This window comes from Sphingobacterium bambusae, from assembly GCF_033955345.1.
Taxonomy (GTDB): Bacteria; Bacteroidota; Bacteroidia; order Sphingobacteriales; family Sphingobacteriaceae; genus Sphingobacterium; species Sphingobacterium bambusae.
Genome location: NZ_CP138332.1, coordinates 3,470,173 through 3,484,738 on the forward strand (window position 1 = coordinate 3,470,173; position 14,566 = coordinate 3,484,738).

Here is a 14,566-nt window from a genome sequence, read left to right on the forward strand (position 1 = left end):
ACAACTGTTGGTTGACAGGGAAAGCACTTTGAATGAGAATGATTAAATAACCAAAGTAAAGAAAGGGGCAAAAAACATTTGTTTTTTGCCCCTTTTTCGTGTGCCAAGTATGGGTAATAACTCTAGGATTTAGGTCTCGAGTATAGCATTGCCATTGTAAATGTTAGCCGAAAGCAAGAGGACATTGTAACGTAGAATCTGATTCAAGTGGGAGGCTGACTCCCGATCTGACGTACATAAACTAAATTTATGGCGTAGGATGCAGCTACCTCCCAAACCCTGCGGTCAACTGCGCGTAAAAACCGCGCACACGATCGGCAGGCGCTCCTGTTGTCTGCGCGTCAGCAACCTGCCAGTTGCCCGCGTTTAGACCATGTTTATAGCCTATGCGAAAGAAAGGTAGGTAGAGGTTACGCTCTTGGATGTGCCGCTTGAAGGCTATCCCCGCATCAGCCACGGCGCCCTGCTGATCCATCCGTATGCGTTTAGCTCTTGTTTGGAGGAAGTCGTCAAAGGTTCCCGACATATCCTGTTGAACAACATGAACACGCGTATCTTGGTAGTCTATCCCTATTTCGGGAGCAGTAACGATAGATCCGAAGGTCAGGGCATTTTTTGATAGATAAAACGTATATAGTTTTGTCGAAAATCGTTGTCTGAAAAATCGCTTGAAATAGTTTGCTGCATACCGATGATTAACGGCTTGTGCGATAGGCGAGGCCAATGCCTCCACTCATCAAGAAGGCTTCCTGTTTGTTTAGATTATGTGCCTGAAGTCGGGTGTTGAGGTTGGACAACAGAAGGTCCGATAACTGTATATCAGCAAGGAATACGCTTGTCTTTTGAGCAATGGGGTTATACACTATCGGCAGGCTATTTAGCACAGTCGAATGTTGTTCTAGTGGTTGGTGAAGCTGCAAATACAACAAAGATAGCGCGTCAACGATACCTTGCGCATTATCCAGATGGAAGAATGGGATGGAACATTTATAGAGAAACAGGCGTGCCTGCCCTTACTCTTGCACCAGAAGCTGCAGCCGGATCAACTATTCCAAGAAGATTTAGGCATACAACGACAGAATATTCGACAAATCCTAGTGTGAACGAGGATGTAGCACGTCTAACTGGAGGAGATCAAATGTCGTCTAAAATATGGTGGGACCAATAAGATTATACTAACATGAAAAATAGATTAATACAATAATTTGTTCGCCCTAGTACTCGTTAGTACAATGGTGTCCTGTGTGAAGGATTCATTCGATGGAGAAGAAGTTGGCGATCGTGGGACGACTTTTTTGAAAACACCAGATGGTGAGTTCGTGGTGCATTGGTTGTCTCCATTCGATGATGTGCAAAAGGTAAGTCTTTTTACCTTGTTTAAAGATGCACACAATGCTACGGAGTTGAATAGCTCTAATACAGTTAAAGTGGTTCTCGCTCCAAATTTGATTGAAGACTACAATGATGAACACGGAACTGATTTAATGCCGTTGCCAGCAGATTTTTATACGGTGGCGCAGGAAAATGGTGTATCTTTTTCGGGATCGGAGTTCTCTTTGCAATTCGGGGGAGGAACATTGTATTCCACACCGGCAGTAAATTTGGATGGTTCGAAATGGACCAACATATCGCAAAAATATGCGTTAGCTTTTGTGATAACAGATTTAGGTAACATCGTTGCAAGTTCGTCTTTAAATGATACGGTAATTGTTCAGTTAGGGTTGAAAAATCAATGGGATGGGATTTACTCGGTTGAGGATGGTAATGTGCAACGTTATTCTGCCCCAGGTACACCGACTGTTGGCGATGCGCTGAACGGAAGCTTGGCCGGTAATCCAGATGTAACACTTTCAACGGTTAGCGATAACACGGTAGAAATTTCAGGTCTGACATGGGCTGGTGGTACTTCAGGAATTGGTGGTATAAACAACTTGAGAGCGACTATCAATCCTGAAACTAATCAGGTAACTATGTTTGCTTTAGGAAATGCTACACTAGCCAATACAGCTGGTCTTGACAATGTGTATGATCCCGAAACGCAGACGTTTACACTGAATTTCGATTGGAATCCTACAGGTGCTAAACGCGAAGTGACAAATCTTGTCTTGAAATATAAAGGCTCAAGATAGTTTTATCGCGAAGACGCAATAAATTACTAATTTACAGGTGGCATATTTCATGTTTCTGTAGAGAGGTCCCCACTGATTTGGGGACCTCTTTTGTTTGATGGATAGTATAGGAAAGGCTATGCGGGAGGGCTCGCTTTTGGTGACGAATTTATCCATCCCATTAACAAGTTTGATTACCAGATGTATACCCCTTGGCAGCCCATTGGATCTAGCGCAGGAGTCACAGGGAACTCTAATCTATTGAGCTTTTCGCAAAATGGACATAGATTCGTTGTGCTTCTGGGTACCTCTCCCGGTGGCTTTGTAACAAGTTTCGATAGTGGTAAGTATTGGGATGACCTAGATAAAGGACAGTTAAATCCAATTAGATCTTACTTTACTTTGGTTGGGGGCGATGCCAACGGCATAATAACGATAACAGGTAAATTCATGATCAATCATAATGCTCCGTTTGGCGTTTCGATATTCGCGGTAGATGCGCCGGAAGTAGGAGGCGATCTTATTCCAATAGTTGGAATTGAATAATGCTGATTCGATTTTAACCAACAGAGATAGTAAAACTAATAATAAAAGGGCTTTCGAATCATCATTTCGTAAGCCCTTTGTCTTTTGATATTTAGTAATCTCTTTTCATTTCCCCGCCGTTTTCCTGTAGATTTGGCTTGCCAGCTTCATCCGGTAGTTCTATTATTTACATAAAATCTGACAGCTATTGCATTATAGGGGGTAATCATTGCTGAATTAACTGATTTATAGATAAGTTTAAGGCAGATGTTACAAATGTCTAAATAACCTTTGTCATAATTCGGTTACGTGATTTTGTATGGTGTGGAAAATATTTCTTTTTCTTATAACCTTTCCATTATTTATATTGATGCGAATTACGCCTACGGCTTATGTTTTATGTGTTAATGTAATTTGAATTATCTCCTTATGTTTTTTGCTTTAATTTTTATTGGTTAGTTTTTTCTTTATCATAAACTTTGTTTTCTATTTTTTAGAATTTATATTGCTAGAAATATGCATATCCCAAAGGTTAAGTGTGCTCTATTGTTAACTTTTGGTAGTCTGGTGTGTCTATTTTGTGAAATTTTATAACTAAACAATATGACGATGAAACAAAATTTATTTATCCAATTCTTTTCTTATCCCTAAAGAGTAATGCTTTTTTAGGTTCTGGTTTGATGAAATCTTAGCTTTTTCGGCTTCTACAGATGTTTCGCTGTTGTAAATGCGTTTCTGCAAGATGTTGAGCTGCCTTCGAGTTGAGCTTAACCTGAACTGTGATTCTAAGATGCTCGTGTCTAAAACTACCATTTGGCTACAGGGATTTCCTTGTAGGTGGATATTATTTAACTAAACAATAACAAGAAATGAAAGAAAAACTACTTAGTATGCTTGTTGTGCTTATCTGCTTGATAGGTGGGGTCTTTGCACAAAACAGACAAGTGAGTGGAAGGGTGACTTCTGCTCAGGATGGGACGCCCATCAGCGGGGTTTCTGTTACGCTAGTGGGATCAACCACGGCCACGCAAACCGATGCTGCTGGTAATTATTCGATCTCGGTGACCGGTAACGTTTCTTTGGTGTATTCATATGTGGGCTACATCACGCAACGCATTGCTGTCGCAAATCGATCTGTTGTAAATGTAGAATTGTTAGGCGATCGGGCAGCCTTGGATGAGGTTGTTGTTGTCGGTTACGGTACGATTCGTGCAACAGATCTTACAGGTTCGGTTTCGAAGGTAAATGGCGAAAAGTTTCAAGACGTTGCTATTCCCTCATTAGATAAATTCTTACAGGGACAAGCAGCAGGTGTGCAAGCATCTACACCTAGTGGTATGCTCGGTCAAGCTGCGAGAATTCGCATCCGTGGCACCAACTCTATTTCTAACAGTTCAGATCCCCTTTATGTGGTTGATGGTGTTCCATACATCACGGGAAATATGGGTGTAAATACAACAACAAATCCGTTGTCAGATATTAATCCCAATGACATTGCTAGCGTTGAAATTTTAAAGGATGGGGCTTCTACTGCTATATATGGATCTAGAGCCGCTAATGGTGTTGTTTTGATCACAACCAAACGTGGACTACAGGGCACGCCCAAGTTGACTTATGACAATTGGTTTGCGTCCGCTTCTCCTTCGAAAAGATTCGACTTGCTAAATGCGCAAGAATTCATTGAGGTGACAAATGAAAAACTGAGGAATGCCAATCTCCCTGAGGCGGCTTTTCCAACACCTATACCGGGGTCCGAAGGTCAGTTTTATGACACAGACTGGCAAAGTGAAATTCTCCGATCTGCGTTTCAGCACAACCATGCTCTTTCTTTAAGTGGCGGAAGTGAAAGAACAAATTACTTCGTTTCTCTGGGGTACGCGGAGATGGATGGTATAATAAATCCTAACTCACTAAGGCGATACACATTAAGGACGCGATTGGAGCAAAAAGCTTTTGAAGACAGGTTAACGATAGGTGTAAATACGGCGGTCGCTCATACAACAAACAGATCTCTAAATGTGTCTGGTAACGCGCTCTCCGGCAACATCGAAGGTGCTATATACGCTTTCCCAAATGTGCCGGCTATTTGGCCCGACGGAACTTATAACTTAAGTGGTGATTTAGCGTCATTGGGGCAAGGAGCGAATCTAAGGCCTATTCGAGGCAATTATACAAATCAGGCCTACGTTCGCGATAACAATATTTACAAGAATTCCCAGCTTAACCTAACAGGGAACGCTTTTGCGGATGTTCTTATCACGGATGGACTGAACTTTCGTTCCCAAATAGGTATCAACTACCTGCTTGGAGAAGATTATCTCTTTTGGCATCCGGGACATGGAGATGGGCGCGGAGTAGGAGGTCGAGTTATGCAATACTCGGTACCTGTGTTTAGGTACAATTGGCATAATTTACTAACCTATGTCAAGAAAATTGGTGATCATAGTATCAATGTTGTAGCTGGACAGGAGTTACAGATGACTTCCATGCGCAATTTTCTTGCGCATGGAACAGGTATCTCATCAACCTATTTTGGAGAAAACGAGAATATAATTTCCGGGTCATTAAATAATCAGTTTATTGGAGGTGGTGCAACGGAAAATGCAATTGAGTCTTATTTTGTAAGAGCAAATTATTCCTATAAAGATCGCTATCTACTTAGTGGAACCCTTCGACATGATAAGCTATCGGCTTTACCTTGGGGAAATCAGTCTGCGACTTTACCTGGTGTGTCTTTCGGATGGAGGATATCAGAAGAAGATTTTTTCAACAAGTCATTTGTAAATAATTTGAAAATCAGAAGCAGCTGGGCTACAGTGGGCAATACCGAAATAGGTAACTACCCTTTTGCAGGGATCTTTTCAGCGACTCAATATGGTACTGTTAATGCCATTCGCTATTCACAAATTGCAAATCCAGATTTAAGATTTGAAACCAGTCGAAAGTTTGATGCCGGTATCGATGTCGGAATTCTCGCTGATAGGATTACTTTCACTGCAGATTATTTTAGGAACGACATAAATAATCTGATTCTTGCAGTGCCTTTACCTCCTTCATTGGGCGTTCCCCAAAACCAAATTAACAGAAATGTTGGGGAAATGTACAACAGAGGTTTTGAATTCACTTTGAACTCCAAGAATATTGAAAATGATAATTTTTCATGGAATTCGAGTTTCAATATCTCGTTCGTGAAAAACCGTGTACAGAGACTCGTTGACGGTCAGCCCATTAATTTTGTTTATCATACGGTACAGGAAGGTGAATCCATCGGTTCATTTTTCGGGTTTGTGAATCATGGTGTTAATTCTGCCAATGGTAATCCAATCTTTGAGAAAGCGGATGGTACATTGATTCAACAGCAAGTGGGGACGCAAACGTGGGCCTTATACAATCCTAGCAATCCGGAAGATGTTACTCAAACTACTGCAGGTCTAGTACTTGCGGATAAGCGAATTCTTGGCGAATCAAATCCCACATGGTATGGTGGATTTGATAATACATTTACTTACAAGTCATTTGATTTGAATGTATTCTTAACGTTCTCTGGAGGAAATATGGTGTACAACAGGACTCGGCAGGAATCGCTCAACCATCAACAATTTGCTGGTGCTGGTAGGGAGCTGTTAGATCGCTGGACAACACCGGGGCAGCAGACAGACGTGCCAAGGTTATATTGGAATTCAGATCCTTTGGTTCTTCAAACGGGCAATTTGAACAGTAGATTTTTGGAAAGAGGTGATTTCTTGAGGTTGCAGAATTTCGCAATAGGTTATTCATTTCCTCCGAATGTTTTGAGGGCTATTTCCGCTAATAAAATAAGGGTTTACGCGCAGGTGCAAAATGCTTTTGTCTTCACGAGTTATAGCGGTCTTGATCCAGAATTGTCTAATAGCAATACAACAAATTCGCAAGCAAGTCTTGATTTTAGTGTGAATCCGATTCCGAGGACATATACGATAGGTCTAAATGTTGGTTTTTAATATTATCGAAATGAAAATGAATTTAATGATAACTAAAAGAGCATACACATTTGTTGCTGCAACACTTTTGTTTGCAATGAGTGGATGTAAAGATTTTACAGAATTAGAGCCTTTGAACAATCTCTCGGAGACATTAGCTTTCAGTACGCCTGAAAATATAGAATTATCCGTGAATGGTGTTTATCAAGCTGCTGCTGTAGGTGAGTATGAAGGAGGCGCGGGGAGAGGCTACCCTTTTGGTGCGGCTTCGACACAACAAGGAGAAATGCGTGGGGAAGATATGGTAAATCTACAGGCGTTTTACGCATTTACATACGAATCCAATTATACGACGGTTACGGCAAACAACAAGAATCATTGGGAGCAGTTGTATGCTTTAATTAATCAGGCAAATGTGATGATTGAGGGAGTGGCTACAGCGGTTTCTCAAGGCATTATCAGTGCTGATGTTGGTGCGGCATATGAAGCGGAAGGACGTTTCTTACGCGCGCTCTCGCACCATGAATTATTGGTGTATTTTTGTAGGCCATACGCAGACGGAAATGGATCTCATCCTGGGGTGCCATATAGAACCGTAGCTGTTACAAGTGGCACTGCAGTCAATGAAAATACTAGTTTGGGAAGGGGCACCGTCGCTCAAGCATATACAAATATCCTCGCAGACCTAGATTTTGCTGAACAGAACTTACCAACTCAACGAGCTGGTGCAACCCATGTCTCTAGAGCTACAAGTGGCGCGGCGATCGCCTTGAAAACAAGAGTTAAATTGCATCAACTGGATTATGCAGGCGTAATTGTAGAAGCAAATAAATTAGGGGCAACGGGAGCCTCTCCGTTTACGAGTTCTTTGGGGGGCTATCAGTTGGAGGTATCACCGGATGAACCTTTTCTAAACAATAGTGGCAATAGAGAGTCTATTTTTTCTGTAGCAAATAGCGCGGTATCTAATGGTGGAGTAAACGGGGCTTTGGCAAATATGTTTGCAGGATCTGGTGCAAATCCAACCGGTGCAGCAGGAGGACGTGATCTAATTGCGACGAGCCCTATACTTTGGAATGCATCCTTTTGGGTGGATGGCGACCTTCGTAGAGAGCTTCTGCATTTCCGGCAAACCGGTGGGACAGCAGCCTATGCTTTAGTATATACTTCTAAATATAGAAGTTATGGCGTTTTTGCAGATTGGGCACCTATTATTCGTTATGCAGAAGTTTTGTTGAACTCAAGTGAAGCCCATGCCCGTACAGGAAACTCGGTGCAGTCCCTTGCTTTATTAAATGCAGTGCGGGATAGATCTGTTCCCGTTTCGGCATCTTTTGGAACTACGCCTCCGGCTGATTTAATTCAGGCTGTTCTTAATGAAAGGCGGATTGAATTTACTGCGGAAGGACGTAGATGGCCAGATATCCACCGACTAGGGGTGGATCCTGTTTATGGTACGGGTGGAATACCAGCTAAAATAGAATTTGCCAGTTTGAACGGACAGGCAAGCTACAACAACCTGAATCCCCCCACTATCGCTAGAAATATTGTGGCGGTTCCCTACAGTGATTTCCGTTTTATATGGCCGATTCCTCAAAGTGAATTACAGGCTAATCCGACATTGGCCGGGGAACAAAACCCAGAATACTAAAGCTCGATAATGGTCACCCGTTCAGGCAAGGGTGTTTTTATTAAAGTAGTTAAGCTGCATTTTTAATGTTCTTAGGTTGGTATAGTGTCTTCTATACCAACTTTTTTTGCTATTTCTTTTTTTATTTAAATAAAATAGATTTCTTGTTCTTTTTTTTGAATTATTTTGTTTATTTTGGAATAAAAATAGACGGTTTGGTGCTGAAGAGTTTAATCTACTGTCGCTAATACCGTTGGAACTTCCCTGCTAAAGGTTTGTTTGTGCTACTAACTAAACACTAAAATAACTAAACAATGAAACTAAAATTTCAACAACTGATCTGTATATTTCTGATTTAAAGCTACACGTTAAAGTGTCAAAATAGCTCGTGATATCTTGTCATCTTCTGCCAAATATCGACGCTTGACTGCCCTCGTTACGAAACGGCCTGTCTTTTTTAATGATCCTTTGAATCGGGATAGCTTATTGTCTTGTTTTTGGTTGTCGAAATCAAAGTTTTAACGGTGTCTATTGCCGTTGGAGCATAATCGAAGAGTACTTAACTAAACAATAATATCACATGAAACAAAAATTAATCAGTACTTATCTTGTGTTGAGATCGCTAGGGGGCTGATCAGCTGACTAGCGAAGTATATGATGGAAGTACAATTTTGACGCCATCTCACGATGCCGTTCCATATGCGAATTATTTGTTTCTGTGGCCAATACCGCAGACAGAGATCGATGCAAACCCAACATTAAGGGCCGAGCAAAACGACGGTTATCAATAATTTAGAGCACAAAAAAATACTGCAAAGTAGCCTCACAAAAATACATTTGAAGGCGCTTTGCTTTTGTAAGTACGGAGTCCTGTCTGTGGACGAACGACACCAACGTAAACATTTTCTATTTACTAGCGGTAAGCATTTTTATGTGGGCGAGCAATTTGTATTGAAACAAATCAAGAGAGTAAAAGTGGTCAACATATAATCATAGATGTAATCTGCATATTAGTTTCTTTTCTTTATTAAAACCATTTTTTATGAAAAAAATTAGATTTAGAATTTGTATCATGGCTATTTTTTTGTGTGCCATGACCGCATGTCAGAAGGAATTACCAACAGAACGGCCAGAAGAAACCCTAAAGACGGATAACAGTAAAGCCATTATCGGCGGCCAACCAACGAGTATTCAAACCGTGCCCTACCAAGTGAATGTAAATGGGTCGGGCGGCGGTGTTATTATTGGAGATAGATGGATTGTAACGGCTGCGCACGTTGTCCAGTCTTTTGTAAACTCTCCCGGTGGAGTTAGTATTATTGCGGGAGATTCCAAAGTGACGGGAACTCCAGAGTCGACTCGGCAGTTGAGAAACGCCGACGCTGTCATACTACACCCTAGTTGGCAAAATGCTCAGGAATTTGATATTGCATTAATCCGATTGTCGCAGCCGTTAACATTTAATCTGGGTGTTCAGCCGATCGCTTACTCTATTCCCAGCGATCCACTGGCAGTGAACAATCTCGCATATGTTTCGGGCTGGGGCTTGATTAGATTTGATGGATTTGATTCTTTTGGTCGTCCTACAGGTCTACAAACTAATAATTTGTTCGGTACCAATGTACGAATTGCTGACTTGGCAAATCCAAGGATTGTCTGGACCTCCTCCACTTCGGGGTCTCAACAAGCGCCATGTATCGGGGATAGCGGTGGACCATTAACCGTAAATTTCCCAAATATGGGAAAGGTGTTAGTCGGTGTAGTCAATGGATGGGGCGATTGTAACGTAGGACAGAAAGGGTATGCTCGTATCTCTAACTATGCGGACTGGATTTTAGATGTGACCGGGATTGGTAGATATGACATACTTGGCGTTAATCAATTTTGTAACTCTGGAACATATACAGTGAGTGGACTGCCGAGTGGAGCGGTGGTGACATGGAGTGCTAGTCCAACCGCATACGCCCAGTTAACAACAACCGGAAGTACAGCATTACTGACCTACAATTCTTTTGGGGAAGTAGTACTTACAGCACATATTACGAACAATGGGGTTTCGATAGGTACTGCGACAAAGAAAGTTATTTCCGGCGATATTTTTGTCGGTGAAATTTATGGCGCGCCTGATAATGTTATGCTTTGTCCGGGTTCCACAGTAGATTTAAACTTCAGTGGTCCAGCAGCTACGTGGTCTGTGTTGAATGGTACAATATTATCTCAGTCGGGGAATAATATCAGGGTAAGCGTGGGGTCGGCTTTGGCGGGGACTACCGCTGTGCAAGCGATTTTCAGCGATGGCTGTGGTCGGGAGAGGGTAGTACAGAAAACTATTGTAATTTCATCTGATCAAAATTGTGGTGGGGGAGGTGTCACCATGTAAATTATAGAAGCTGATAGGTAAAGAATATCGTTATGAAGCAAACTATTATCCTCACCTGTCCGGTAATAATTTTAAAAAAAAATATTAGTAAAAGGAAGATTGAATTATTGATGTTCAGTCTTCCTTTTTTCAATTTCCTGCACTTAGTCAATTTAAACATTCTAAAAAAGACAGTCGTAAAGTTAAAATGTTTGTGATATAGATCACCTCCCAAATCCCGCTATCAGCTGCGCGTAGAAACCGTGCACACGATCGGCAGGCGCTCCTGTTGCCTGTGCGTCAGCAACCTGCCAGTTGCCTGCGTTTAAACCATGTTTATAGCCTATGCGAAAGAAAGGCAGGTAGATGTTGCGCTCTTGGATGTGCCGCTTGAAGGTTATCCCCACATCAGCCACGGCGCCCTGCTGATCCACCCGTATGCGGTTAGCTCTTGTTTGGAGGAAGTCGTCAAAGGTTCCCGACATATCCGGTTGAACAACATGAACGCGCGTATCTTGGTAGCCTATCCCTATTTCGGGAGCAGTAACGATAGATCCGAAGGTCAGGGCATTTGTTGATAGATAAAAACGTATATCGTTTTGTCGAAAATCATTGTCTGAAAAATCGCTGGAAATAGTGTGCTGCATACCGATGATTAACGGCTTGGTGCGATAGGCGAGGCCAATGCCTCCACTCATCAAGAAGGCTCCCTGTTTGTTTAGATCATGTGCCTGAAGTCGGGCGTTGAGGTTGCTGAAGTTGGCATGCTCCACACCGGCGGCGATGGAAACTTCCAGTGGAAGTTTTTTCCTGTTAAGCCCTTGACCGAATAGCGAGGCTCCACTTAACAGGATGATGGAAATGCTGAGTAGTTTTCTTTTCATAAAGTTGCGTGTAAAGGTTTAAAATGCGTAGCATCAATAGCTAGATGTAATATAGTGTATTTAGAGTTATGTTGTTTGTTGTCAATGCTTAAGGCTTGGATTTTTAACACATTTTAAGGTTTTTTTGCTTGTTACATGTCTATTTCGGCGATATGCATAACCTTTTGCTACCCCCCTATATCCTCTTAACGTTAAGCTATCTTTAATTAATGTTTTGTTAACATAGTAGTTACGTTGGGTTGATGTTAACTTCATAGGTTTGTCGCAATTTCAAACTACTAATCATGAAGTTTTTTACTACACTACTACTGTCTTTTATCGCCCTGCTAAGCTATGGGCAAAGCACCGTGTTGACGGGTAAGGTAACGGATGAAGCCGATCGCTTTTCTCTTCCTGGGGCTACCATTCGTATTACGGAGGGAAACCGCTACACGGTTTCCGGTCAAAACGGAAGCTTCGAATTCCTTGATCTCCCTGAAGGAACCTACACCGTGTCGGTTGTCTATTTGGGATATCAACCCCTAGAAAGAAAAATCACGGTCAAACGCGGACAAAAAAACAACATCGACCTGACTTTGGTTACTGCCGCCAACACACTTTCGGAGGTTGTCGTGATGGGCGATATGTTGAAGGGGCAAGCACGTGCATTGAATCAACAAAAGAATAACCAAAATATTTCCAATATCATATCCTCGGATCAGGTAGGACGTTTCCCGGATGCTAACATCGGGGATGCCTTGAAGCGTGTGCCGGGTATCACTATGCAAAATGACCAAGGTGAGGCGCGTAACATCATTATCCGTGGTTTGGCACCTAACCTGAACTCGGTAACCTTGAACGGCGACCGTATCCCTTCCGCTGAGGGGGACAACCGTAATGTACAGATGGATCTTATCCCTGCTGATATGATATCTACCATTGAGGTGAACAAGACATTAACACCTGATATGGATGCTGATGCGATTGGTGGTTCGGTAAATTTGATCACCCGCGCATCGCCGAACGGCCAACGGATTTCCGCGACGCTTGCTGGTGGTTATGGCCCAATACGCGACAAAGCAAATTATACAGCAGGTTTGGTGTATGGAAACCGCTTTGCAAACAATAAAATTGGTCTTGTTTTCAGCGGATCGTTCAATAATAACCGCTTTGGATCTGATAACGTAGAAGGCGTTTGGGATCAAGACGACAACGGTAATGTTTTCCTTCAAGAGATGGACATCAGAAAATACGACGTACAACGTATTCGCCGCAGCACAGCCTTGGCCTTTGATTATAAAATAAACGAAAAGCACATGTTCTATGCCAATGCGATGTACAACTGGCGTGATGACTTGGAAAATAGATATCGTGTGCGCTACCGCGATTTGGAACCGGTTTACAACGCTACGAATGGCATTACAGGGTACACCGGTAACATACGTCGTGAAACCAAAGGTGGTATCGACAATTCTACCAATAAAAATGCACGCTTGGAACGACAGACTGTACAGAACTACGCTGTAGGCGGGGAGCACTTGTTTGGTTCCAAGCTTGATTTAGACTGGTCGGCGAACTATGCTACGGCTAGCGAAGACAGACCTAACGAGCGTTACATAGATTTCGAGCAGGAAGATGTGGCTATCGGTCAGAATCTTTTAAATACTAGAAAGCCATTTATCACGGTCAACGAGGATCCTAGCAACTTCAGCCTGCGTACCATTAGTGAGAATCATGATTTTACCAAGGAAGAAGAATTTGGTTCGAAGATTAATGTTCGTTTTCCCCTGTCGGTTATCGATGGACAAAAAGGAAGATTGCGTACCGGTGTACGTTTGCGCCTAAAAGATAAGATGCGCGATAACATTTTCTACGAGTACGAACCCATTAACGAAGTTGGTTCCTTAAGTGATGTGCCCAATGTTTACTATAGCGGTCAGGGCTATCAAGCAGGTGAGCAATATGCGCCGGGTTATTTTGTGGATAGAAACTACTTAGGAAATTTAGACCTCACGAATGGAAGCCAGTACACAGAAGAGGCGCAAGCTGCTGAATTTTTAGCGTTGAATTATCGGGCGAAAGAGCAAATTTTTGCGAGTTACCTGCGTTGGGATCAAGATTTCACGGATAAGCTTTCCATGATTTTAGGTGCACGTGTGGAACATACACGAATCAACTACACCGGAAACTTTGTACTTGATGAGGAAGAGTTGTTGGGCGAGGTAAACAACAAGAATAACTATACGAATGTGCTTCCAAATATCTCGTTTAAGTACAAAGCTACAGAGTCGACCGTATTACGGGCGGCTTTCACCACGGCAATAGCTCGTCCAAATTATTATGCACTAGCACCCTATGTAAGCGCTTTGCCTGGAGATACAGAAATTCAAGCAGGTAACCCAGACCTCAATGCGACGTATTCCTACAACGCAGATTTGATGGCTGAGCATTATTTCCGTTCGGTGGGTATTCTTTCGGGAGGTGTTTTCTACAAGAACTTGAAAGACTTTATTTATACATACCGTAACAACCAATATACTACGGCTAATTTTGCGAGCGACTTTCCAAATCAACAAAATCCTATTCCTGCTGGCGAGAACTTTCAGTTTGTACAGCAAAGAAATGGCGATAATGTAGATGTTTATGGCTTTGAGGTAGCCTTTCAACGTCAGTTGGACTTTCTTCCTGGACGTTTCCTTAAGGGTTTTGGGGTATATGTGAACTACACGAATACAAATTCTACGGCACGCGGAATTACGAACTCGGATGGTGATGAACGTACCGATGTGAAATTGCCAGGAACAGCACCTCACATGTTTAACGGATCGCTATCTTGGGAAAACAATAAGTTTACCTCTCGTGTTTCCTTAAATTATACCTCTTCGTATATTGACGAGTTAGGAGGAGATGCCTTTGAAGATAGATACTATGACAAGCAGTTGTTCTTGGATGCAAATGCGGCCTATAAGATTACACCGAAATTCCGCGTGTTTCTCGAAGCCAACAATTTGACCAATCAGCCCTTGCGTTACTACCAAGGTATTTCTTCACGCACTATGCAAATGGAATACTACCAAGCACGTTTTAACCTAGGGGTGAAATTCGACTTGTAGGTAACACCA

Annotated in this window: 9 protein-coding genes and 1 pseudogene; 8 read left to right on the forward strand and 2 right to left on the reverse strand. The window is 42.3% G+C overall.

The annotated features are described in order from the left end of the window. Window positions 1–265: 265 nt before the first annotated feature. Window positions 266–733 carry a hypothetical protein gene (locus SCB77_RS14365; RefSeq protein WP_320182703.1) on the reverse strand — a complete coding sequence of 156 codons (468 nt, stop codon included), beginning with the start codon at window positions 731–733 and terminating at the stop codon, window positions 266–268. A gap of 66 nt (window positions 734–799) precedes the next feature. On the opposite strand from SCB77_RS14365, the pseudogene SCB77_RS14370 reads away from it, so the two are divergent. From SCB77_RS14370 to SCB77_RS14395, 7 genes and pseudogenes are all read left to right on the forward strand, one after another. Next, a pseudogene (locus SCB77_RS14370) lies at window positions 800–1,168 on the forward strand (SusD/RagB family nutrient-binding outer membrane lipoprotein); the annotation flags it as partial. A 76-nt stretch (window positions 1,169–1,244) separates the two neighbouring features. Continuing rightward, window positions 1,245–2,129 (forward strand): DUF1735 domain-containing protein, encoded by an 885-nt coding sequence (locus tag SCB77_RS14375; RefSeq protein WP_320182704.1) that lies wholly within the window; start codon window positions 1,245–1,247, stop codon window positions 2,127–2,129. A 180-nt stretch (window positions 2,130–2,309) separates the two neighbouring features. Then, window positions 2,310–2,654 (forward strand): hypothetical protein, encoded by a 345-nt coding sequence (locus SCB77_RS14380; protein WP_320182705.1) that lies wholly within the window; start codon window positions 2,310–2,312, stop codon window positions 2,652–2,654. Between the two features lie 848 nt (window positions 2,655–3,502). After that, window positions 3,503–6,613 carry a SusC/RagA family TonB-linked outer membrane protein gene (locus SCB77_RS14385; RefSeq protein ID WP_320182706.1) on the forward strand — a complete coding sequence of 1,037 codons (3,111 nt, stop codon included), beginning with the start codon at window positions 3,503–3,505 and terminating at the stop codon, window positions 6,611–6,613. Between the two features lie 25 nt (window positions 6,614–6,638). After that, window positions 6,639–8,243: a RagB/SusD family nutrient uptake outer membrane protein gene (locus SCB77_RS14390; protein WP_320182707.1), complete on the forward strand. Its 1,605-nt coding sequence runs from the start codon at window positions 6,639–6,641 to the stop codon at window positions 8,241–8,243. A gap of 650 nt (window positions 8,244–8,893) precedes the next feature. Then, window positions 8,894–9,013, forward strand: a complete 120-nt coding sequence (locus SCB77_RS23160) for a RagB/SusD family nutrient uptake outer membrane protein (RefSeq protein ID WP_380935716.1) — start codon at window positions 8,894–8,896, stop codon at window positions 9,011–9,013. 251 nt (window positions 9,014–9,264) lie between these two features. After that, window positions 9,265–10,602, forward strand: coding sequence for a serine protease (locus SCB77_RS14395; RefSeq protein WP_320182708.1), 1,338 nt, complete (start codon window positions 9,265–9,267; stop codon window positions 10,600–10,602). 203 nt (window positions 10,603–10,805) lie between these two features. Here SCB77_RS14395 and SCB77_RS14400 read toward each other — a convergent pair whose 3' ends face one another. Next, window positions 10,806–11,465, reverse strand: a complete 660-nt coding sequence (locus SCB77_RS14400) for a hypothetical protein (RefSeq protein WP_320182709.1) — start codon at window positions 11,463–11,465, stop codon at window positions 10,806–10,808. 284 nt (window positions 11,466–11,749) lie between these two features. On the opposite strand from SCB77_RS14400, the gene SCB77_RS14405 reads away from it, so the two are divergent. Next, on the forward strand, window positions 11,750–14,557 hold the full coding sequence (locus SCB77_RS14405; RefSeq protein ID WP_320182710.1) for a TonB-dependent receptor: 2,808 nt from the start codon (window positions 11,750–11,752) through the stop codon (window positions 14,555–14,557). Window positions 14,558–14,566: the final 9 nt, after the last annotated feature.